General features: G+C 64.1%; 27 protein-coding genes and 1 tRNA gene. 25 read left to right on the top strand and 3 right to left on the bottom strand.

Annotated features, from left to right (window positions below; all coding sequences use genetic code 11):
• The first annotated feature begins 115 nt into the window (after positions 1 to 115).
• From AC6LJY_RS14075 to AC6LJY_RS13990, 18 genes are all read left to right on the top strand, one after another.
• Positions 116 to 928, top strand: a complete 813-nt coding sequence (locus AC6LJY_RS14075) for an ABC transporter ATP-binding protein (RefSeq protein ID WP_104144705.1) — start codon at positions 116 to 118, stop codon at positions 926 to 928.
• Positions 925 to 1,737 carry an ABC transporter permease gene (locus AC6LJY_RS14070; protein WP_046805271.1) on the top strand — a complete coding sequence of 271 codons (813 nt, stop codon included), beginning with the start codon at positions 925 to 927 and terminating at the stop codon, positions 1,735 to 1,737. Before AC6LJY_RS14075 ends, AC6LJY_RS14070 begins: the two co-directional genes overlap by 4 nt.
• Positions 1,738 to 1,742: 5 nt before the next feature.
• A complete protein-coding gene (locus AC6LJY_RS14065; protein WP_046805270.1) occupies positions 1,743 to 1,988 on the top strand; it encodes a BolA family protein in 246 nt (81 codons plus the stop codon).
• The gene (murA, locus tag AC6LJY_RS14060) at positions 1,988 to 3,256 is read left to right on the top strand and encodes a UDP-N-acetylglucosamine 1-carboxyvinyltransferase (protein ID WP_104144703.1); all 1,269 of its coding nucleotides are present in this window, start codon (positions 1,988 to 1,990) and stop codon (positions 3,254 to 3,256) included. The genes AC6LJY_RS14065 and murA overlap by 1 nt, the downstream gene beginning before the upstream one ends.
• A 76-nt stretch (positions 3,257 to 3,332) precedes the next feature.
• Positions 3,333 to 4,007 (top strand): ATP phosphoribosyltransferase, encoded by a 675-nt coding sequence (hisG, locus tag AC6LJY_RS14055; RefSeq protein WP_046805268.1) that lies wholly within the window; start codon positions 3,333 to 3,335, stop codon positions 4,005 to 4,007.
• 54 nt (positions 4,008 to 4,061) lie between these two features.
• Positions 4,062 to 5,366 carry a histidinol dehydrogenase gene (hisD, locus tag AC6LJY_RS14050; protein WP_046805267.1) on the top strand — a complete coding sequence of 435 codons (1,305 nt, stop codon included), beginning with the start codon at positions 4,062 to 4,064 and terminating at the stop codon, positions 5,364 to 5,366.
• Positions 5,363 to 6,469 carry a histidinol-phosphate transaminase gene (gene hisC, locus AC6LJY_RS14045; RefSeq protein WP_498136210.1) on the top strand — a complete coding sequence of 369 codons (1,107 nt, stop codon included), beginning with the start codon at positions 5,363 to 5,365 and terminating at the stop codon, positions 6,467 to 6,469. The genes hisD and hisC overlap by 4 nt, the downstream gene beginning before the upstream one ends.
• Position 6,470: 1 nt before the next feature.
• Positions 6,471 to 7,058, top strand: a complete 588-nt coding sequence (gene hisB, locus AC6LJY_RS14040; protein ID WP_006216836.1) for an imidazoleglycerol-phosphate dehydratase HisB — start codon at positions 6,471 to 6,473, stop codon at positions 7,056 to 7,058.
• 34 nt (positions 7,059 to 7,092) lie between these two features.
• Positions 7,093 to 7,791: an imidazole glycerol phosphate synthase subunit HisH gene (locus AC6LJY_RS14035; RefSeq protein ID WP_104144701.1), complete on the top strand. Its 699-nt coding sequence runs from the start codon at positions 7,093 to 7,095 to the stop codon at positions 7,789 to 7,791.
• Positions 7,792 to 7,847: 56 nt separating this feature from the next.
• Positions 7,848 to 8,588, top strand: a complete 741-nt coding sequence (hisA, locus tag AC6LJY_RS14030; protein WP_046805342.1) for a 1-(5-phosphoribosyl)-5-[(5-phosphoribosylamino)methylideneamino]imidazole-4-carboxamide isomerase — start codon at positions 7,848 to 7,850, stop codon at positions 8,586 to 8,588.
• A complete protein-coding gene (gene hisF / locus AC6LJY_RS14025; RefSeq protein WP_498136209.1) occupies positions 8,585 to 9,406 on the top strand; it encodes an imidazole glycerol phosphate synthase subunit HisF in 822 nt (273 codons plus the stop codon). Before hisA ends, hisF begins: the two co-directional genes overlap by 4 nt.
• Positions 9,407 to 9,408: 2 nt before the next feature.
• Positions 9,409 to 9,813 carry a phosphoribosyl-AMP cyclohydrolase gene (hisI, locus tag AC6LJY_RS14020; protein WP_104144699.1) on the top strand — a complete coding sequence of 135 codons (405 nt, stop codon included), beginning with the start codon at positions 9,409 to 9,411 and terminating at the stop codon, positions 9,811 to 9,813.
• Positions 9,810 to 10,160: a phosphoribosyl-ATP diphosphatase gene (locus tag AC6LJY_RS14015; protein WP_046805262.1), complete on the top strand. Its 351-nt coding sequence runs from the start codon at positions 9,810 to 9,812 to the stop codon at positions 10,158 to 10,160. Before hisI ends, AC6LJY_RS14015 begins: the two co-directional genes overlap by 4 nt.
• A gap of 16 nt (positions 10,161 to 10,176) precedes the next feature.
• Positions 10,177 to 10,545: a histidine triad nucleotide-binding protein gene (locus AC6LJY_RS14010; protein ID WP_046805261.1), complete on the top strand. Its 369-nt coding sequence runs from the start codon at positions 10,177 to 10,179 to the stop codon at positions 10,543 to 10,545.
• Positions 10,546 to 10,559: 14 nt separating this feature from the next.
• Positions 10,560 to 10,787 carry a Sec-independent protein translocase subunit TatA gene (gene tatA, locus AC6LJY_RS14005; RefSeq protein ID WP_046805260.1) on the top strand — a complete coding sequence of 76 codons (228 nt, stop codon included), beginning with the start codon at positions 10,560 to 10,562 and terminating at the stop codon, positions 10,785 to 10,787.
• 73 nt (positions 10,788 to 10,860) lie between these two features.
• On the top strand, positions 10,861 to 11,439 hold the full coding sequence (tatB, locus tag AC6LJY_RS14000; protein WP_104144697.1) for a Sec-independent protein translocase protein TatB: 579 nt from the start codon (positions 10,861 to 10,863) through the stop codon (positions 11,437 to 11,439).
• On the top strand, positions 11,436 to 12,227 hold the full coding sequence (gene tatC, locus AC6LJY_RS13995) for a twin-arginine translocase subunit TatC (protein ID WP_104144696.1): 792 nt from the start codon (positions 11,436 to 11,438) through the stop codon (positions 12,225 to 12,227). Before tatB ends, tatC begins: the two co-directional genes overlap by 4 nt.
• Positions 12,228 to 12,363: 136 nt before the next feature.
• Positions 12,364 to 12,768 carry a helix-turn-helix domain-containing protein gene (locus AC6LJY_RS13990; protein WP_046803902.1) on the top strand — a complete coding sequence of 135 codons (405 nt, stop codon included), beginning with the start codon at positions 12,364 to 12,366 and terminating at the stop codon, positions 12,766 to 12,768.
• Between the two features lie 81 nt (positions 12,769 to 12,849).
• Here AC6LJY_RS13990 and AC6LJY_RS13985 read toward each other — a convergent pair whose 3' ends face one another.
• Positions 12,850 to 14,010 (bottom strand): trypsin-like peptidase domain-containing protein, encoded by a 1,161-nt coding sequence (locus AC6LJY_RS13985; RefSeq protein ID WP_498136208.1) that lies wholly within the window; start codon positions 14,008 to 14,010, stop codon positions 12,850 to 12,852.
• A 19-nt stretch (positions 14,011 to 14,029) separates the two neighbouring features.
• Between AC6LJY_RS13985 and AC6LJY_RS13980 the strand changes: the two genes are divergently transcribed.
• Complete coding sequence (locus AC6LJY_RS13980) at positions 14,030 to 14,806, top strand: Nif3-like dinuclear metal center hexameric protein (RefSeq protein WP_104144694.1); 777 nt, start codon at positions 14,030 to 14,032, stop codon at positions 14,804 to 14,806.
• 105 nt (positions 14,807 to 14,911) lie between these two features.
• On the opposite strand, the gene mscL is transcribed toward AC6LJY_RS13980, so the two are convergent.
• A complete protein-coding gene (mscL, locus tag AC6LJY_RS13975; RefSeq protein WP_046803905.1) occupies positions 14,912 to 15,358 on the bottom strand; it encodes a large conductance mechanosensitive channel protein MscL in 447 nt (148 codons plus the stop codon).
• A gap of 140 nt (positions 15,359 to 15,498) precedes the next feature.
• Here mscL and petA point away from each other — a divergent pair, with 140 nt between their 5' ends.
• The 6 genes from petA (at position 15,499) to AC6LJY_RS13945 (ending at position 19,961) form a co-directional block, all read left to right on the top strand.
• Positions 15,499 to 16,140 carry a ubiquinol-cytochrome c reductase iron-sulfur subunit gene (petA, locus tag AC6LJY_RS13970; RefSeq protein WP_039882595.1) on the top strand — a complete coding sequence of 214 codons (642 nt, stop codon included), beginning with the start codon at positions 15,499 to 15,501 and terminating at the stop codon, positions 16,138 to 16,140.
• 73 nt (positions 16,141 to 16,213) lie between these two features.
• On the top strand, positions 16,214 to 17,602 hold the full coding sequence (locus AC6LJY_RS13965; protein WP_046803907.1) for a cytochrome b: 1,389 nt from the start codon (positions 16,214 to 16,216) through the stop codon (positions 17,600 to 17,602).
• Between the two features lie 23 nt (positions 17,603 to 17,625).
• Positions 17,626 to 18,486: a cytochrome c1 gene (locus AC6LJY_RS13960; RefSeq protein WP_046803908.1), complete on the top strand. Its 861-nt coding sequence runs from the start codon at positions 17,626 to 17,628 to the stop codon at positions 18,484 to 18,486.
• 154 nt (positions 18,487 to 18,640) lie between these two features.
• On the top strand, positions 18,641 to 19,252 hold the full coding sequence (locus AC6LJY_RS13955) for a glutathione S-transferase N-terminal domain-containing protein (RefSeq protein ID WP_006216817.1): 612 nt from the start codon (positions 18,641 to 18,643) through the stop codon (positions 19,250 to 19,252).
• Between the two features lie 13 nt (positions 19,253 to 19,265).
• Positions 19,266 to 19,721: a ClpXP protease specificity-enhancing factor gene (locus AC6LJY_RS13950; protein ID WP_046803909.1), complete on the top strand. Its 456-nt coding sequence runs from the start codon at positions 19,266 to 19,268 to the stop codon at positions 19,719 to 19,721.
• Positions 19,722 to 19,885: 164 nt separating this feature from the next.
• Positions 19,886 to 19,961 (top strand) — tRNA-Thr (locus tag AC6LJY_RS13945).
• Between the two features lie 81 nt (positions 19,962 to 20,042).
• Here AC6LJY_RS13945 and AC6LJY_RS13940 read toward each other — a convergent pair.
• Complete coding sequence (locus tag AC6LJY_RS13940; protein WP_498136207.1) at positions 20,043 to 21,431, bottom strand: GntP family permease; 1,389 nt, start codon at positions 21,429 to 21,431, stop codon at positions 20,043 to 20,045.
• Positions 21,432 to 21,454 lie beyond the last annotated feature (23 nt).

The following is a 21,454-nucleotide window of genomic DNA, read 5'->3' as shown; positions in this document are numbered from 1 at the left end:
TTTCGGGGACGGATAAAACCGCCATCCCCCCAGGCCCTCCGGGGCCATAGGCGCTTGCCGTCACGGCGCGCTTATATAATGATCAATTCGCTCTTTTCGGGCCCCCCCCGCCGTTATGTCAGCCGTCAGTCTAGAAAACGTCTCCAAGATCTACTCGCCGCGTGTGCGCGGCTGGCAGAAGCTGCTTGGGCGCAAGCCCGCCCCCGGCTTTCAAGCGCTGGACAATGTCAGCCTGAATATCGAGCATGGCGAGTTCTTCGGCCTGCTCGGGCCGAACGGCGCGGGCAAGACCTCGTTGATTTCCATTCTTGCCGGCCTGGCGCATGCCACGTCGGGGCGCGCCAGCGTCTGTGGATACGACGTCGTTGCCGACTACAAGTCGGCGCGGCGGTCGCTGGGCGTGGTGCCGCAAGAGCTGGTCTACGACCCCTTCTTCACAGTGCGTGAAACATTGCGCATTCAGTCCGGCTACTTCGGCCTGCGCAACAACGACGACTGGATCGACGAAATCCTGTTCAACCTGGGCCTGTCCGACAAGGCCGACAACAACATGCGCGCGCTGTCGGGCGGCATGAAGCGCCGCGTGCTGGTGGCGCAGGCGCTGGTGCACAGGCCGCCCGTCATCGTGCTGGACGAGCCCACCGCCGGCGTTGATGTCGACCTGCGCCGCACGCTGTGGGAATTCATCTCGCGCCTGAACAAGGCCGGCCACACCATCATGCTGACCACGCATTACCTGGAAGAAGCGGAAGCCCTGTGCGGCCGCATCGCCATGCTCAAGCGCGGCCGCATCGTGGCGCTGGACACGACGCAAGCGCTGATGGCGCGCGTGGGCGGCGTCGACCTGGAAGACGCGTTCGTGCGCATCATGCACCAGGGCGATGAACCCGCCGCGCCCGCCCTGCAACCCGAAGAGATCTCGTCATGACGCAGCCCAACGCGACCGCCGGCCAACCGCTGGTGCAGCCCCGCCTGGATGCGGGCTCCGGCTTTCCGACCCTGCTGCGCAAGGAATTGCTGCGCTTCTGGAAGGTGGGTTTCCAGACCATTGCCGCGCCCGTGATCACGGCGCTGCTGTACCTGCTGGTCTTCGCGCACGTGCTGGAAGGGCGCCTGATGGTGTATGGCACCGTGCCGTACACCGCGTTCCTGATCCCCGGCCTGATGATGATGAGCATGCTGCAGAACGCGTTCGCCAACCCGTCCTCGTCGCTGATTCAAAGCCGCATCACGGGCAACCTGGTGTTCATGCTGCTGCCGCCGCTGTCGCACCGTGACATCTTTGGCGCGTTCGTGCTGGCGGCCGTGGTGCGCGGCCTGAGCGTGGGCGTATGCGTGTGGTTCGTCGCGCTGTGCTTTGTGTCGCTGGTGCCGGCCAACCCGCTGTGGCTGCTGGTCTTCGCGGTGCTGTCCTGCGGCATCATGGCCGTGCTGGGCGTGGTCGCGGGCCTGTGGTCTGAAAAATTCGACCAGCTGGCGGCCTTCCAGAACTTTCTGATCATGCCCGCGACGTTCCTGTCCGGCGTGTTCTATTCGATCCACACCTTGCCGCCCTTCTGGCAGGCCGTGTCCCACTGGAACCCCATCTTCTACGCCATCGACGGCTTCCGCTACGGATTCTTCTCGGTGTCGGACGTCTCGCCCTGGCGCAGCCTGGCGGTGGTGACGGGGGTATTCCTGGCGCTCTCGCTTTACGCGCTGCGGCTTCTGGCCAGCGGCTACAAACTCAGGAACTGACGTCCATGCTTCCCACTCCCGCGCAAGTCCGCCAATACATCGCGGACGGCCTGTCCTGTGAACATCTTGACGTGCAAGGCGACGGCTCGCATTTCGACGCCGTCATCGTCAGCGCCGCCTTTGAAGGCAAACGCCTGATCCAGCGCCATCAAATGGTTTATGCCGCGCTGGGCGACCGCATGAAGGCCGAGATCCACGCACTGTCGATGCGCACGCTGACACCTGACGAATACCAGCAAGCAGGCAAGTAATGGATAAATTGCGCATTACCGGCGGCTCGCCGCTACACGGCGAAGTCTCGATATCCGGCGCCAAGAATTCCGCGCTGCCGATCCTGTGCGCCGGCCTGCTGACGGCCGACGCGCTGACGCTGACCAACGTGCCGCACCTGAACGACACCGCGACGATGCTGCGCCTGCTGGCGCGCATGGGCGTGCAGGCCGAACGCGGGGCCGACGGCGTCGTCACCTTGCAGGCCAACCGCGTCGACAACCTGGAAGCGCCCTACGAACTGGTCAAGACGATGCGCGCATCGATCCTGGTGCTGGGTCCGCTGCTGGCACGCTTTGGCGAGGCGCGCGTCAGCCTGCCCGGCGGCTGCACCATCGGCCAGCGCCCCGTCGACCAGCACATCAAGGGCCTGGCCGCGCTGGGCGCGCAGATCAGCATCGAACACGGCTTTGTCGTGGCGCGCGCCAAGCGCCTGAAGGGCGCCTCGGTGCGCACCGACATGGTCACCGTCACCGGCACCGAAAATTTGCTGATGGCCGCCGTGCTGGCCGACGGCCAGACCGTGCTTGAAAACGCCGCCTGCGAACCGGAAATCGTGGATTTGGCCGAGCTGCTCATCAAGATGGGTGCGCGCATCCAGGGGCACGGCACCGGTCGCATCGTGATCGACGGCGTTGAACGCCTGCATGGCGCCGAACACCGCGTCATTTCCGACCGCATCGAAGCCGGCACCTTCCTGTGTGCCGTGGGCGCGGCCGGTGGCGACATCCTGCTGAAGAACACCGACCCCGCCATTCTGGGCGCCACGCTGGACAAGCTGACCGAAGCCGGCCTGACGATCGAAACCGGCCCCGACTGGATACGCGGCGCCATGTCCGCGCGCCCCAAGTCCGTGGGCTTTCGCACGCACGAATACCCGGGCTTCGCCACCGACATGCAGGCCCAGCTCATGGCGCTGAACGCCGTGGCGGACGGCACCTCGGTCATCGTCGAAACGATCTTCGAAAACCGCTACATGCACGTGCAGGAACTGCGCCGCATGGGCGCCGACATCGACATCGACGGCCACACCGCCGTGGTGCGCGGCGTGAAGCGCCTGTCGGGCGCCACCGTCATGGCCACCGACCTGCGCGCGTCCGCCAGCCTGGTCATCGCCGGCCTGGCGGCCGACGGCGATACGCTGGTCGACCGCATCTATCACCTGGATCGCGGCTACGACCAGATGGAAGTGAAACTGCGCGCCCTGGGCGCGAATATCCAACGCGTGACCGGCAAGGAACAGGCATGAAAGGTAATAGCCCCCAGGCTGCGCCTTCGGCTTGCTGCCCCCCGAGTGGGTCCGTTCATTTTGAGGCTGCCCGGCAATGAACAATGCCACGATGAAGCCCCTGACCCTGGCGCTGTCCAAGGGCCGGATTTTTGAAGAAACCATGCCGTTGCTGGCCGAAGCCGGCATCGAAGTCACGGAAAGCCCGGAAAGCTCGCGCAAGCTGATCCTGCCCACCAGCGACCCCGGCCTGCGCCTGATCATCGTGCGCGCCTCGGACGTGCCCACCTACGTGCAATACGGCGCGGCGGACCTGGGCATCGCGGGCAAGGACGTGCTGATCGAGCACGCCAAGGAACAGCCCGGCGGCCTGTACCAGCCCATCGACCTGAACATCGCCAAGTGCCGCCTGGCCGTGGCCGTGCGCAACGGCTTTGACTACGAAGGCGCGGTGCACCAGGGCGCGCGTCTGCGCGTCGCCACCAAATACGTGCACTCAGCCCGTGAACACTTCGCGGCCAAGGGTGTGTACGTGGACATCATCAAGCTGTATGGTTCGATGGAATTGGCGCCGCTGGTCGGCCTGGCCGACTGCATCGTGGACCTGGTGTCCACCGGTGGCACGCTGCGCGCCAACGACCTGGTCGCGGTCGAAGACGTCATGCCGATTTCATCGCGCCTGATCGTCAACCAGGCCGCGCTCAAGACTCGCGGCGCCCGCCTGCAACCCTTGCTGGACGCCTTCGAAAGAGCCGCCTCCCGCAACGCCTGACCCCCGCCCGCCGCGATAACGCGGCGGCCGCTTTCCGCTTTGCTGCATGACGCCATGGCCCTGATCAATCGTCTTGATTCCCGCGATCCCGGATTCAAATCCGCCCTGTCCAAGCTGCTGGCTTTCGAGGCCACCGAGGACGAGTCCATCGACCGTGCCGCCGCCGGCATCCTGGCTGACGTGCGCGCGCGCGGCGATGCCGCGCTGGTGGAATACACCCAGCGCTTTGACCGCATGCCCGGCGCATCCGCCGACACGCTTGAAATCCCCAAGGCCGACTGGCACGCCGCGCTGGCCACGCTGCCCACGGCGCAGCGCAACGCGCTGGAAGCCGCCGCCGACCGCGTGCGCGCCTACCACGAGCGCCAACGCGCTGAAACCTGGACCTACACCGAAGCCGACGGCACGCTGCTGGGCCAGCAGGTCACGCCGCTGGACCGCGTGGGCCTGTACGTGCCGGGCGGCAAGGCCGCCTATCCGTCGTCGGTGCTGATGAACGCCATTCCCGCCAAGGTGGCGGGCGTGCAGGAACTGATCATGGTCACGCCCACGCCCGACGGCGTGCGCAACCCCATCGTGCTGGCCGCGGCCGCCATTGGCGGCGTGGACCGCGTGTTCGCCATCGGCGGCGCGCAAGCCGTGGGCGCGCTGGCTTACGGCACCGACACCGTGCCCGCCGTGGACAAGATCGTCGGGCCCGGCAACGCCTATGTGGCCGCCGCCAAGCGCCGCGTGTTCGGCGTGGTGGGCATCGACATGATCGCCGGCCCCAGCGAAATCCTGGTCATCTGCGACGGCAAGACGCCGGCCGACTGGATCGCCATGGATTTGTTCTCGCAAGCCGAGCACGACGAACTGGCGCAGTCCATCCTGCTGTGCCCGGACGCCGCGTTCATCGAAGAAGTGGAAGCCGCCATCGCGCGCCTGTTGCCCACGATGCCGCGCGCCGACATTCTGCGCGTCAGCCTGGCCAATCGCGGTGCGCTCATCCAGGTCCAGAGCCTGGAAGAAGCCTGCCAGATCGCCAACGACATCGCGCCCGAACACCTGGAAATTTCCACCGAGCAGCCCGAAATCTGGACCGCCAAGATCCGCCATGCCGGCGCCATCTTCATGGGCCGTTTCAGCTCGGAAGCGCTGGGTGACTACTGCGCGGGCCCCAACCACGTGCTGCCCACGTCCCGCACCGCGCGCTTTTCGTCGCCGCTGGGCGTGTACGACTTCCAAAAGCGTTCCAGCCTGATCCAGGTGTCGCACCAGGGCGCGCAAACGCTGGGCCGCATCGCCGCCGAACTGGCGCTGGGCGAGGGCCTGCAAGCGCACGCCGCCAGCGCCCAGTACCGGGTCGACAAACCATGAGCGCGGCCCCGGCGGCAGGCGTCGCTGGCCGCATCGAAGGCACCGTGCGCGCGGATATCCGCGCGCTGGCCGCCTACCCGGTCGCCAACGCGGATGGCTGCATCAAGCTGGACGCGATGGAATGCCCGTATGAATTGCCCGACGTGGTGCGCGACGACATCGCCCGCGCCGTGCGCGACACACCGCTGAACCGCTATCCCGCCGCTGACCTCTCTGCCTTGCAGCAGGCGGTGAAAGCCGGCTTCGGCGTGCCCGACGCGGCCGACGTGCTGTTCGGCAACGGCTCGGACGAGCTGATCCACATCGTCGTCCAGGCCTGCTGCAACCCGGGCGACGTGGTGTTGTCGCCGTGGCCGTCGTTCGTTTATTTCGACATGGCGGCGCGCTTTGACCACGCCCGCTTTGTCGGCGTGCCGCTGACCGACGACCTGACCCTGGATCTGCCGGCGATGCTGGCCGCCATCCGCGAACACCAACCCAAGGTGGTGTTCCTGGCCGTGCCCAACAACCCCACCGGCGGCCTTTTGTCCGACGAAGACGTGCAGGCCATCATCGCCGCCGCCCCCGGCCTGGTGGTGCTGGACGAGGCGTACCAGCCTTTTGCCGACCGCACCTGGATGCCGCGCGTGCTGGACGCGCCCAACGTGGTCGTCATGCGCACGGTGTCCAAGATCGGCCTGGCGGGCCTGCGTTTCGGCTACCTGGCGGGTCACCCCGACTGGATCGCCGAGCTGAACAAACTGCGCCCGCCCTACAACCTGGACGTGCTGACGCAAGCCACGCTGATGGCGGTGTTGCGCCACAAGCCCGTGCTGGACGAACAGGCCGCGCGCCTGCGCGCCGACCGCGAACCGCTAGCCACCGCGCTGGCCGCCTTGCCGGGCGTCAGGGTATTCCCTTCCGCTGGCAACTTCGTGCTCGCCCGCTTTTCCGGCAAGCTGGACGGCAACGCCGTGCATCTTGCGCTGAAAACGCGCAAAATATTGATTCGCAACTTTTCCAACGCCCATCCGCTCCTGGCAAACTGCCTGCGCATTTCGGTGGGCGCCCCGGCCGAGAACGCCGCCTTGCTGGCTGCCCTGCAAGAGATTTTGAGTGCTTAACATGCGTACCGCAGAGATCACCCGCAACACCAACGAAACCCGCATCCGCGTGGCCATCAACATCGACGGCACCGGCAAGCAGACGATCGACACGGGCGTGCCATTCCTGGACCACATGCTGGACCAGATCGCGCGCCACGGTCTGATCGACCTGGACATCAAGGCCGAGGGCGACCTGCACATCGACGCGCACCACACGGTGGAAGACGTCGGCATCACGCTGGGCATGGCGATTGCCAAGGCGGTCGGCACCAAGGCGGGCCTGCGCCGCTACGGCCACGCGTACGTGCCGCTGGACGAAGCGCTGTCGCGCGTCGTGGTGGACTTTTCGGGCCGCCCCGGCCTGGAATATCACATCCCCTTCACGCGCGCCCACATCGGCAATTTCGATGTAGACCTGACGCGTGAGTTCTTCCAGGGTTTGGTCAACCACGCGCTGATCACGCTGCACATCGACAACCTGCGCGGCTTCAACGCCCACCATCAGGCCGAAACCGTGTTCAAGGCCTGTGGCCGCGCACTGCGCATGGCCATGGAAGTCGACCCGCGCATGGGCGACGTGGTGCCGTCCACCAAGGGCGTGCTGTAACGTTCGCCAACCCCCACCGCAGCAGGCAAAAGAAGTGACCACTATCGCCATCGTCGATTACGGAATGGGTAATTTCCATTCCGTCGCACGCGCCCTGAAGTTCGCCGCCCCCGACGCGGACGTCCGCATCTGCAACCAGCCCAAAGACATCGACGCGGCCGACCGCGTGGTGTTTCCCGGGCAGGGCGCGATGGCGGACTGCATGCGGACCCTGAATGAATCCGGCCTGCGCGAAGCCGTTGTGCGCGCCGCCCGCAACAAGCCCCTGTTGGGCGTGTGCGTGGGCGAGCAGATGCTGTTTGATTCCAGCGAAGAAGGCGGCACCTCGTGCCTGGGCTTGTTCCCCGGCCTGGTGCGCCGCTTTTCCGGCCCCCGTTTTGCCGACCTGATCCCCGCCGATGACGAAGCCTGCCTGGCCGATACCGGCGACGCGGGCCTGGCCGACACCCGCCCCGAGCGCCTGAAAGTGCCGCACATGGGATGGAACAAAGTCCGCCAGACGCGCTCTCATCCCATCTGGGACGGCATTCCGGACGACACGCACTTCTATTTCGTCCATAGTTATTACGCCGATCCGGACGATTCCGGCCTGACAGTTGGTGAAACCGATTACGGCGTCGCCTTTACCTGCGCAGTGGCGGCGGCTAACATTTTCGCGGTGCAGTTCCACCCCGAAAAGAGCGCCGAGCACGGTTTGCGCCTGTATCGCAATTTTGTAGACTGGCAGCCGTAGGCCTAGAGCCGACAGCGCCAGCCCATTCAACCCCTCTTTCTTTTTTGCTGCCCACCATGCTGCTGATCCCCGCCATCGATCTCAAAGACGGGCGCTGCGTGCGCCTGCGCCAGGGTGACCTGGACGATGCAACGGTGTTCTCCGAAGACCCCGCCGCCATGGCCACCCGTTGGCTTGACCAAGGCGCGCGCCGCCTGCATCTGGTCGACCTGAACGGCGCCGTTGCCGGAAAGCCGAAGAACGAAGCGCCCATCAAGGCCATTCTGGAAGCCGTCGGCGACGACATCCCCGTCCAGATCGGCGGCGGCATTCGCGACCTCGACACCATCGAACGCTACCTTGATGCCGGCATCTCCTACGTGATCATCGGCACCGCCGCGGTCAAGAACCCGGGCTTCCTGCAAGACGCCTGCGGTGCTTTCCCCGGCCAGATCATCGTTGGCCTGGACGCCCGCGACGGCAAGATCGCCACCGACGGCTGGAGCAAGCTGACCCGCCACGACGTGCTGGACCTGGCCAAGAAGTTCGAAGATTACGGCTGCGAAGCCATCATCTACACCGACATCGGCCGTGACGGCATGCTGTCGGGCGTCAACGTCGAAGCCACGGTGCGCCTGGCCCAACACGTGCGCATCCCCGTTTACGCCTCGGGCGGCATCGCCGGCATCCAGGACATCGAAGCCCTGTGCGCCGTCGAGGAAGAGGGCGTCGAAGGCGCCATCCTGGGCCGCAGCATCTACGAAGGCACGCTGGATTTCCAAGCCGCGCAGGCGCGCGCCGACGAATTGGCAAAATGACCCTCTCTCGCAGCAGCACCGAGGCCGGCGCGTCCGTAGCAAGCGCGCTGACCCGCCGCATCATCCCCTGCCTTGACGTCACCGCCGGCCGCGTCGTCAAAGGCGTGAACTTCGTCAACCTGCTGGACGCGGGTGACCCCGTCGAGATCGCCCGCCGCTACAACGAGCAGGGCGCGGACGAACTGACGTTCCTGGACATCACCGCCACCAGCGACGGCCGCGACCTGATCCTGCCCATCATCGAGCAGGTGGCCTCGCAGGTTTTCATCCCGCTGACCGTGGGCGGCGGCGTGCGCCAGGTGTCCGACATCCAGCGCCTGCTGAACGCCGGCGCCGACAAGATCAGCATCAACAGCGCGGCCGTGGCCAATCCGGAACTGGTGCGCGCCGCATCCGACTACCACGGCTCGCAATGCGTGGTGGTGGCCATTGACGCGCGGCGCGTGTCGGCCGATGGCGAACCCGCGCGCTGGGAAGTCTTCACCCATGGCGGCCGCAAGGCCACCGGGCTGGACGCCGTGGCCTGGGCACGCCGCATGGCCGCCTACGGCGCGGGCGAAATCCTCTTGACCAGCATGGACCGCGACGGCACCAAGTCCGGTTTTGACCTGGAACTGACCCGCGCCGTATCCGACGCCGTGCCGGTGCCCGTCATCGCCTCCGGCGGCGTGGGCAACCTGCAACATCTGGCCGATGGCGTCACCACCGGCCGCGCCAGCGCCGTGCTGGCCGCCAGCATCTTCCACTTTGGCCAGCACACCGTTGGCGAGTGCAAGCGCTTCATGGCCGAACAAGGCATTTCCGTACGGTTGGATTAATGATGAGCACTGAACCCGCCTGGATGGCCGACGTCGTCTTTGACGAAAACGGCCTGATCCCCGCCATCGCCCAAGATGCCGAGAACGGCCAGATCATGATGGTCGCCTGGATGAACCGCGAATCGCTGGCCGAAACGGCAGCCACCGGCCGCGCCGTGTACTGGTCGCGTTCGCGTCAGCGCCTGTGGCGCAAGGGCGAAGAGTCGGGCCACGTGCAGGAAGTGCACGAATTGCGCCTGGATTGCGACGGCGATGTGATCTTGCTGAAAGTGCACCAGGAAGGCGGTATCGCCTGCCACACCGGGCGCGCCAGCTGTTTTTTCCGCCGCCTGGAAGGGCCGACGGACCAGGCATCCTGGGTCACGGTTGACCCGGTGCTGAAAGACCCCGAACTGATCTACAAATGACCGATCAAACGCTAAGCGCCGCCGATATCCTGGCGCGCATCGCCGACACGCTGGAAACCCGCCGTCCTGAAAACGGCGGCGACCCGGCCGCGTCCTATTCCGCCAAGCTGCTGGCCAAGGGCCCGGATTCCTTCCTGAAGAAAATCGGTGAAGAAGCCACGGAACTGGTCATGGCCGCGAAAGACGGCGTGCCGGACCGCATCGTCAGTGAAACGGCCGACCTGTGGTTTCACTGCCTGGTTGCGCTGACGCACTTCAAGCTGCGGCCGGAAGACGTGCTGGCCGAATTGGCCCGCCGCGAAGGCCTGTCGGGCCTGGCGGAAAAAGCCAGCCGCCCCAAAGACTGACCCCGGAGCCCGGAAAATGAGCGACAACTGTCTTTTTTGCAAGATCGCCGCTGGCGACATCCCGTCCAAGAAGGTCTTTGAAGACGAGGACTTTGTTGCATTTCACGATATCAATCCGGCAGCACCGGTACATTTGCTGCTGATCCCTCGACGTCATGTCACATCCATGCAGGATATTACGGCCGAGGACGCAGGTTGGTTGGGTAGAATGATGTCGTTGGCGCCGCGGCTAGCAGCCGAAAACGGTTGCCGTCCGGGCCCTGATGGCGGATTTCGCATCATGATCAACTCTGGCGTCGAAGGCGGCCAGGAAGTCCCGCATTTGCATTTCCACATCATCGGCGGCTCGCGACCCTGGAAAGGACGCGTGGCCCCCACCGCGTAATTCGGAGAAACATCATGGGTAGTTTCAGCATTTGGCATTGGTTGGTCGTTCTGGTTATCGTGGCGCTGATTTTCGGCACCAAGAAACTGCGCAACATCGGCTCGGATCTGGGCGGTGCGGTGAAGGGTTTCAAGGAAGGCATGAAGGACGCCAACGGCGACAAGCCCGCCGACCCGATCGCGCAACAGCGCGTGTCCGGTGAAACCATCGACGTGCAAGCCAAGGAAAAGACCAACTCCTGAGCCCCGGCTCGTCTCCCGGGCCCGCCCCGAACGGGGCCGGCCCTTATTGCTTCAATTCCCGAGCGGCCGTCGAATGTTTGATGTCAGCCTCACTGAACTGATGGTGATCGGCGTCGTCGCCTTGATCGTCATTGGCCCCGAACGCCTGCCCAAGGTTGCCCGCACCGTCGGTCACCTGCTGGGGCGCGCGCAGCGTTACGTCAACGACGTGAAGTCCGATATCCAGCGCGAAATCGAAATCGACGAGCTGCGCAAATTTAAAAGCGAAATGGAAGATGCCGCGCAGGGCGTGCAGCAGTCGCTGAACGAAACCCACGCGTCATTGCAAGAACCGGTGCAGCAGTTCCGTGCCGAATTGGACGAAGTGGCCCGCGAGGCCAATGGCAAGGTCGCGCCGGTGATCGTGGGCGATGCGCCCGCCACGGCGGCCCCGCTCGCAGCCCCACTAGCAACCGCCACCGAGCCCGCCCGCACCATCGCGCCGCCCAGCCAGAACCACAGCCTGGACCTGGACCTGCCGCCGGCGTCCAACACCGGCACGGCGCCTGCCGCCCCCGCCTCACAACAACCCGCCCCGGCGCCCCGCGCGCCCACGGCTGACGACGCCGCGCCCGCCGCCAAGCCCGTCCCGCCCTCCGGAACACCGACGTGACCCAGGACGCCTCCCAAGAAGAAGGCCAGCAAGAGACCTTCATCTCTCACCTGGTCGAATTGCGAACCCGCCTGTTGCGCGCCGTGGGCGCCGTCGTGGCCGTGTTCATCGTGCTGTTCATCTACCCCGGCGCATCGGCCATCTATGACGTGCTGGCCGCGCCGATGCTGGCCTCGCTGCCCGAAGGCACGCGCATGATCGCCACGGGCGTCATCACGCCGTTCATGGTGCCCGTCAAGGTCACCATGATGGCCGCCTTCATCGTGGCGCTGCCCGTGGTGCTGTACCAGGCGTGGGCCTTCGTGGCACCCGGTCTGTACCGCCACGAAAAGCGCCTGGCGCTGCCGCTGATCGTCTCCAGCACGTTCCTGTTCATCGCGGGCATGGCGTTCTGCTACTTCGTCGTGTTCCGCACGGTGTTCCATTTCATCGCCACGTTCGCGCCGCAGTCCATCACCCCGGCGCCGGACATCGAAGCCTACCTGAGCTTCGTCATGACGATGTTCATGGCGTTCGGCATCACGTTCGAAGTGCCCGTGGCCGTGGTGTTGCTGGTGAAGATGGGCATCGTTGAACTGTCCAAGCTGCGGTCCGCGCGCGGTTACGTGGTGGTCGGCGCCTTCATCATCGCGGCGGTGGTCACGCCGCCGGACGTGGTCAGCCAGTTCATGCTGGCCGTGCCGCTTTGCCTGCTTTACGAAGTGGGGCTGATCTGCGCCCGCATGGTGCAGCCCAAGCCGGGCGCCGCCGACGACGCCGTGTCCGATTCGCTGACCGAACGGCACTGACACCGGCCGGCATGGCATCGTCTGAAAGGGTCGCTTCGGCGGCCCTTTGCATTTTTGCTTCGTATATCGCACAAAGGGTCCGGTATAGGACTGTTTCACCCTTGTGGGCCGCCGCTCGCGACTCTACATTGCAGGCATGTCGCCTGCTCAAAGGCTACGCGCCCTGATGCGGTGGCGTGGCATCCATAGTCAAAACCAGTTGGCGCGCCTTTCCGGCGTGCCGCAGTCCTGTATCCATCGGATCCTTACGCGTGGGGAACATTACTCGCCGTCGCGCACCACGCTGCTGCGTCTGGCCAAAGCGCTGGACACCAGCGTGCCGTGGCTGACCGACGGCGTGTTGGGTCCCACGGAATCGGGCGCCAGCGGCATGCCGCCGGGGTACGGCTCGCAGCCGCCCGTGATGCCGAAGTCGTGCAAGCCCGTGGTCGACGGCTACTGCGCTGAAATCGGCGCCATCCTGCAACACCAGCCCGACACCACAAAGCGGGCCGTGCTGTCGGTGGTTCGACTATTGGCCCAAAAGTCGCGCAATGACTAGCCCCGCATCGGGCACGGTGGCCGGTGCTTGTGCTGCTGGCGGTGGCTCCCGCGGTCGCAACCGCAAGCCCCTTCGCGATTGCTATCGCGGCTTGCCCGGCCGGGTGCCGACAACCACGGCCACCTCGACGGGCTTGCCCGCGCTCAACACGCCCAGCGTGGCGCGCTGGCCGGGCGGCAGCTGCGCAATCTCCGACAACAACTGCGACGTGTCCGCCATGCGCTTGCCATTGACCGATTGCACGATATCGCCCACGCGCAAGCCACCGCGCGCGGCCGGTCCATCGCGCATCACGCCGGCAATGATGACGCCGCGCGTGTCACCCTTGAGCTCAAACGCGCGCGCCAGCTCCGGCGTCACGTCCTGCGGTTCCACGCCCAGCCAACCTCGCTTGACCGAGCCCGTCTTGACGATGTCGTCCATGACCTTGCGCGCAATCTCCACCGGCGTGGCAAAGCCGATGCCCATCGACCCACCCGATTCCGAATAGATCGCCGTGTTGATCCCCACCAGATTGCCCTGCGCGTCCACCAGCGCACCGCCCGAATTGCCGGGGTTGATGGCGGCATCGGTCTGGATGAAGTTTTCGTACGTGTTCAGTCCCAGCCCGTTGCGCCCTAACGCCGACACGATGCCTTGCGTGGTGGTCTGGCCCACGCCAAACGGGTTGCCTATCGCCAGCACCACATCGCCCACGCGCAAGCCTCGATCAGCGGCCAGCGTGGCCACCGGCAAAGTGCGCAACGAACTCAGCTTCAGCACCGCCAGGTCCGTGTCCGGGTCTGCGCCCACCACTTTTGCCGCATCGCGCCGGCCGTCGGCCAGCGCCACCTCGATCGCGTCGGCCGCCTGCACGACGTGATAATTCGTCAGCACATGGCCGTCCTGGCTGACGATAACGCCCGACCCCAGGCTGGTCGTGGCCTGCCGCCGACTCATGCCGGGCACTTGCCCGAACAGCTGGCGCAGCACGGGATCATCGGGCAGCGGCACCAACGGCACATTGACGTGCTTGGTCGTGTACACGTTCACCACGGACGGTGCCGCGCGCGCCACGCCATCGGCGTACGACACCGGCCCCACGCCCGTGCCGGCCGGCGGCCGGGCGGACGCCGCGGCGGCGGGCGTGGCCGCGCCTGGGCCGGCAAGGCGCAGCAGGTCCGGCCGCAGGGTCGTGACCACGAATAGAATAGCCAGGCAGACCGTGACGGCCTGAGCAAATATCAGCCAATATCGGCGCATGATTCTGATAGGACAAGCAATGAAAAAAGTGGACTCCCACGTGCTGGCCAGCTGGCTGGACGACACCCTGCAAGCCGCGCGCTTCAAGGACTACTGTCCGAACGGTTTGCAGGTGGAGGGCCGATCCGAAGTCGGACACATTATCACCGGTGTCACCGCCAGCGAAGCGTTACTGCGCGCGGCGGTTGAACGGGGCGCTGACGCGGTGCTCGTGCATCACGGCTGGATGTGGCGCAACGAAGACCGGCGCATTATCGGCACGCGCCGCACGCGCATGGCGCTGGCGCTGAAGAACGACCTGAACCTGTACGCCTACCATTTGCCGCTGGACGCGCACCCCACGCTGGGCAACAACGCACAGCTGGCCCGCGTGCTGGGCCTGGCGCCCGCGCGCCGCGACGATGGGTCGCCGCGCACCTGCGGGCAAGACAATCTGGTCTGGTTGGGCGAGGCCGCCGGCGTGCAAACGCTGGGGCAGTTGGGCGAACGCGTGGCTGAACGTCTGGGCAGGCAACCGCTGGTCGTGGGCGACCCCGCTCAGCCCTTGTCCACCGTGGCCTGGTGCACGGGCGGCGCGCAAGGCATGCTGGCAGACGCGGTGGATGCCGGCGCCACCGCCTACATTACCGGCGAAGTATCCGAGTCCACCGTGCACTTGGCGCGCGAGACCGGCGTGGGCTTCATTGCCGCGGGTCACCACGCCACCGAACGATACGGCGCACAGGCGCTGGGTCAGGCAGTGGCCGAGCACTTCGGCATCAAGGTCGAATTCATCGACCTCGATAACCCGGCATAAAGCCAACCTGACATAAAGCGGTGACGCCCGCTGCGGATCATTACCCGGCGGGCAGCAAGCCCGTGGCCCATGTGGCGCATCGGCCACACGGCCTGGTGCCGTGTCTTATTTCTTGAGCAGGTCGCGAATTTCGCGAAGCAGCGCCACGTCTTCGGGCGTTGCGGCCGGCGCGGCCGGTGCTTCCTCGGCCTTGGTGCGGGCCTTGTAGATGGCCTTGACCATCCAGAAAATCACAAACGCCAACAACACGAAGTTGATGAGGATCGTCACGAAGTTGCCCCACGCAAACACGGTGGCGCCCGCCTTGGTCAGGTCGGCATACGTCATCGGGCCGTTGTAGCCGGCAGGCATCGACAGCACAAAGAATTTGTTCGAAAAATCGACCGCGCCACCCAGTATGAAATTCACCAGGGGCATGATGATGTCTTTCACCATGGAATCGACGATCCTGCCGAACGCCGCGCCGATGATCACACCAACCGCCAGGTCAACGGCGTTGCCTTTTACAGCGAAATCTCGGAATTCTTTGATGAAACCAGTCTTTTTGCTCATAAAAGCACTCCCTTCGTGATACGCCCTTCAGTGGGCTGGCGCTATAATACGCGGTTGCTATGTTGTTACATATTCCCGCGAACCCGATGCCGCAGAAGTGATGCTACTCGTAGAGCGGGCGCATCAACAAGGATAGGAAGATGAGTCAGGATACGCTGGTACACGATGATGACGGTGCGGTTGATCCCAACCTGCCACCTGATCCTTCGCGACGTTTCTGGGTTACCACCGCCTGTGCTGTGGGTGGCGTAGCAGGTGTCGCAACGGCAGTGCCGCTTGTGAGCACGTTTTCTCCCTCTGAAAAGGCCCGCGCGGCCGGGGCCCCCGTTGAAGTGGATATCGGCGATATACCCGTCGGCACCATGAAAACCGTGGAATGGCGTGGGAAGCCGGTGTGGATCATTCACCGTTCTCCCGAACAGCTCGCCGCCCTCAAGACGCTAGACCCTTTACTGGCCGATCCTGAATCCAAGCGGCCTGGCTTCACTCCCAAATACGCCGAAAACGAGGCTCGCTCGCGCAAGCCCGAGATCTTCGTTTGCGTCGGCATCTGTACCCACTTGGGCTGCTCGCCTACCTCGCACTTTGAAACGGGCGGCGGTGGCGGCATGGGCGCCAACTGGCAAGGCGGATTCCTCTGCCCCTGCCACGGCTCTACGTTCGACCTGGCTGGCCGGGTCTACAAGAACAAGCCTGCTCCCGATAATCTCGAAGTACCGCCCTACCAGTATCTGAGCGACACCCGCATCATTGTGGGCGTCGATGAAGACAACAAGGCCTGACGCTCGCGTCGCGCTTTTTTCCCGATTACGTAAGTAAAACAAATACGCCACGTATTAGAGAAGGAGCCGTTACATGGCTGGCGAGAAAACCGTCGAGACAACAGGCCTGTTGGGGTGGCTGGACCGGCGTTTTCCGGTGACATCCACCTGGAAAGCCCATCTGTCCGAATACTACGCACCAAAGAATTTCAACTTTTGGTATTTCTTTGGCTCTCTGGCCTTATTGGTCCTGGTGCTGCAGATCGTGACCGGCATTTTCCTGGTCATGCATTACAAGCCGGACGCCGAACGCGCGTTCCAATCCGTCGAATACATCATGCGCGAAGTCCCATGGGGCTGGCTCGTGCGCTATATGCATTCGACCGGCGCATCGATGTTCTTCGTCGTCGTCTACCTGCATATGTTGCGCGGGCTGCTTTACGGTTCATACCGCAAGCCGCGCGAACTCGTGTGGATCTTCGGCGTGGCGATTTTCCTCTGTCTGATGGCGGAAGCCTTCTTCGGTTATTTGCTGCCGTGGGGCCAGATGTCGTACTGGGGTGCTCAGGTGATCGTTAACCTGTTCGCCGCCATTCCGTTCATCGGTCCCGAGCTGTCGATCTGGATTCGCGGCGACTACGTCGTGTCGGACGCCACCTTGAACCGCTTCTTTGCCTTCCACGTCATCGCGATTCCGCTGGTGCTGGTCGGCCTGGTCGCGGCTCACCTGGTTGCGCTGCACGAAGTCGGCTCGAACAACCCGGACGGCATCGAGATCAAGCAGGGCCCGAAAGACAAGTACGGCCGGCCCAAGGATGGCATTCCGTTCCACCCGTTCTATTCGGTGCATGACCTGATGGGCGTGGCGGGCTTCTTGCTCGTGTTTGCGTTCATCGTGTTCTTCGCGCCGGAAATGGGCGGCTACTTCCTCGAGTTCAACAACTTCATTCCTGCTGACTCGCTGAAGACGCCTCCGCACATCGCACCGGTCTGGTACTTCACGCCGTTCTACTCGATGCTGCGTGCCACCACCGACGAATTCACGTGGGTGCTGGCGGGTGCATCGGTGCTGGGTGCGCTGGTATTGCTGTTCAAGAGCAATATGCGCGGCATCCTGCGCTTTGTGGTCCCGGGCATCCTGATCGTCGTGGCCGTGCTGCTGCGCGTGATCGATGCCAAGTTCTGGGGCGTGGTCGCCATGGGTGGCACCGTCGTCATCCTGTTCTTCCTGCCCTGGCTGGACCATTCCCCGGTCAAGTCGATCCGCTACCGCCCCACGTGGCACAAGTGGATCTACGGCATCTTCATGGTCAACTTCCTGGTGCTCGGCTACATCGGTACGCAGCCGCCCAGTCCGCCGTTGAACATCACGTCGCAGATCGGCACGCTGCTGTACCTGGCATTTTTCTTCCTGATGCCGGTCTGGAGCCGCCTTGGCACCTTCAAGCAAGTGCCCGAGCGCGTTACGTTCCACGCCCACTGAGCCCACCAGATAACGGATTAACCATGATCAAGAAGCTGATTGGTGCCGTGGCCTTGATGCTCACGTGCACCACCGCATTTGCCGCCGAAGGCGGTTTCCCGCTGGACAAGGCGCCGTACCGCGTCAACGACATGTCGTCGCTGCAAAACGGCGCCAAGTTGTTCGTCAACTACTGCTTGAACTGTCATAGCGCGTCCTCGATGCGCTACAACAAGCTCAAGGACATCGGGCTGACCGACCAGCAAATCAAGGAAAGCCTGCTGTTCACCGGCGAAAAGGTGGGCGACATGATGACGGTTGCCATGTCACCCAAGGACGCCAAGAAGTGGTTTGGCACGACGCCCCCGGACTTGTCCGTGATCGCTCGCGCCAAATCGGTCAACGCCGGCCCGTCCGGCGCCGACTACATCTACACCTACCTGCGCACCTTCTACCGCGACTCGTCGCGCGCGACCGGCTGGAACAACCTGGTTTTCCCGGCTGTGGGCATGCCCCACGCGCTCTGGGAACGCCAGGGTCCGCGCGAGCTGACCACCACGGCCATGCACGAAGTGGAAGTGAAGGATGCCAAGGAAGGCACACCCAAAACCTGGGAACGCGTCACGACGGTGTACGATGCTCAAGGTTTTTCCACGGTCAAGGCCGAACCGGTAGCTGATTACCGCGGCCATGCCACCTTTGATGCCAAATTTAAGGCCGCCAACCCGGCCCAAGTCGCAACATACGACAACGACGTCGCAGACCTGACCGCGTTCATGTCCTGGATGGCAGAGCCCGTCCAGACTTTCCGCGTCCGTCTCGGCGTTGGCGTCATGTTGTTCCTGCTGTTGTTCTTCCTGGTTACGTGGCGCTTGAACGCCTCGTACTGGAAACACGTGCGCTAACCGCAACGCCCCGCCAGGCATGCAAGCCGCTACCTATTCTTAATAAGGGACGGCAACGGAGGATAGGGCCGTACGCCTATCCCGTCTGGCAATTGGGGCCAGCGCCTGCTAGATTTAGGCGCTGGCCTTTCGTTTTTCATAAAGGACTTTCACCATGATGGTGCTCTATTCCGGAACCACGTGTCCGTTTTCGCAACGCTGCCGCTTCGTGTTGTTCGAAAAAGGTATGGACTTCGAGATCCGTGACATCGACCTGTACAACAAGCCCGAAGACATCGCGGTGATGAACCCGTACGGTCAAGTGCCCATCCTGGTCGAGCGCGACCTGGTTCTGTACGAGTCCAACATCATCAACGAGTACATCGACGAGCGCTTCCCGCATCCGCAACTGATGCCGGCCGACCCCGTCATGCGCGCCCGCACCCGCCTGTTCCTGTACAACTTCGAGAAAGAACTGTTCGTTCACGTCTCGACGCTGGAAGACCGCAGCGCCAAGCCCGACGAGAAGAAGCTGGCCAACGCGCGCCAGAACATTCGCGACCGTCTGGCCCAACTGGCCCCGATGCTGCTGAAGAACAAGTACATGCTGGGCGAGGAATTCTCGATGCTGGACGTGGCCGTGGCGCCGCTGCTGTGGCGCCTGGACCATTACGGCATTGAACTGCCCAAGAACGCTGCTCCGCTGCAAAAGTACGCCGAACGCATCTTCTCGCGCCCGGCCTACATCGAAGCGCTGACGCCTTCGGAAAAAGTGATGCGTCGTTAAGGCTGGTTGTGTGATGGGTGAAACTTCGACCAAACCGTATCTGATCCGCGCACTGCACGAATGGTGCACCGACAACGGCTACACGCCGTACATCACCGTACAGGTCGATGAGCACACCATGGTGCCCGTCGCGCATGTGCGTGACGGTCAGATCACACTGAATGTCGGCACACTGGCCACCAACCGCTTGGTGCTGGGCAACGAATTCATCGAATTCCAAGCCCGCTTCAGCGGCGTGACCGAGAACGTCTACGTTCCCGTTGGCGCCGTCAGCGCCATCTACGCACGCGAAACCGGCGCGGGCATGGGCTTTGAAGTGCAGCCCTATGAACCGCCGGAAGCCGGCGCCCAGGGCGCGGTGGAACCCGCCGCCCCCGAAGGCTCCGATGCCCAATCCGACGCCCCGACCGGCGACGACGGCGGCAACGACGACGAACCCAAGCGTCCGCGCCTGACCATCGTCAAATAGCATCTGCTACACAAAGACGGCGTGCCTGGCACGCCGTCTTTGCAACCGCCGCTGCGACATAATCCGCCGTAAATTGAATGTCGTCGGCGCCCGGTGCCCCATCGCACGCGGCGCCGTCGATTTTTCATTACAATGCAGTCCCTGCGCGTGCCCCGGCACGCCGTGCCGGTGTAGCTCAGTTGGTAGAGCAGCTCACTTGTAATGAGAAGGTCGAGGGTTCGATTCCTTTCACCGGCACCATGAACACCCTGTAGTTTCCAAGAAAAGCCCGACGATTTCTCGTCGGGCTTTTTTATTCCGGGCGCCAGGAAACGTCGCCCCCTATCCCAACGGCGGCAGCATGTTGAACAGCAGCACCATCAGCAAGCCCACCACCGCCACGATCGACTGCACGACCGAAATCGTTTTTGTCGCTTCGCCCATCGTCATGCCGAACGATTCCTTCACCATCCAGAAGCCGGCGTGGTTGGCGTAGTTGAAAAACAGCGAGCCGCAGCCGATCGATAGCGCCAGCAGGGGCAGGTTCAGCGTGGGGTCGGCGCCGGCCAGGGGGGCCAGCAGGCCGGCGGCGCCCACGATGCCGACGGTTGCCGAGCCGGTGGATACCGATAGCAGCATGGCGATCAGCCAGCCCAGAATCAGCGGCGGGAAGGCGAACTGGTGCGTCAGGTGCACGATGGCATCGCCCACCTTGGCGCTGGTCAGCACCTGCTGGAAGGCGCCGCCGCCCGCGATGATCAGCATGATGCCGGCGATGGGCTTCAGGCTTTTGCCCAGGCCGTCGCGCAATTTTTCGGCGTCGCCGCCGCGCATGAAGACCAGCGTGACCGCGGCGAACAGCACGCCCAGCAGCATAGCCACCAGCGGGTTGCCCAGGAAGGCGGCCACGTGCATCAGGCTGGAATCCTTGGGCAACAGCATTTCGGCCAGGGCATGCACCAGCATCAACAGCGCGGGCAGCAGCGCCGCCAGCACGCCCAGGCCCACGCTGGGCGCAGCGATAGCCGAGCCATTTTCCGGCGTGACGGTGAATTGCTCCAACAGGGCTTCGTCCGGGCGCGTTGTCATGCGGGGCGTGATGAAAGCCCCGTATAGCGGGCCGCCCAGCACCATCGCGGGCAGCGCGGCCAGAAAGCCGTAGATCATCGTGGGGCCCACGGTGGTCTTCAGGGTAGCGATGGCCGTCAGCGGGCCGGGATGCGGCGGCACCATGCCGTGCATGGCGGCCAGCGCGGCAATAACGGGCACGCCCACATAGACGTAAGCCGACCCCCTGAAGCGTTCCTGGCTTTCCAGCTTGCGCGCCACGCTGAAGATCAGCGGCAGCATGACGACCAGGCCCACTTCGAAGAACATGGGAATGCCGATGACGAAAGCCACCAACGTCATCGCCCAGGGAATCAAGCGCACCGAGGTGCGCCGCAGGATGGCATTGGCCAGGCGTTCCGTCGTGCCGGAATCCGCCAGGATCTTGCCCAGCATCGCACCCAGCGCGATCACCACGCCCACCGCGCCCAGCGTTTTGCCGGCGCCGTCGGTCAGGTTTTTAACGATGGCAACCGGCGACATGCCCGTTGCAAAACCCACACCGATCGAAACGATCAATAGCGCCAGCAGCGGATGCATGCGAATGCGCGAGACGATGAGGGCGACCAGCACCAAGACGCTCACCAGGGCGGTGAGCAGCAATTGAATGTCAAACGAAGACATGGATTAACCCAGTAAAGACGAGA

The organism is Achromobacter sp. RT286_PF, from assembly GCF_059760425.1.
This window is presented reverse-complemented; position numbering and strand designations above follow the sequence as displayed.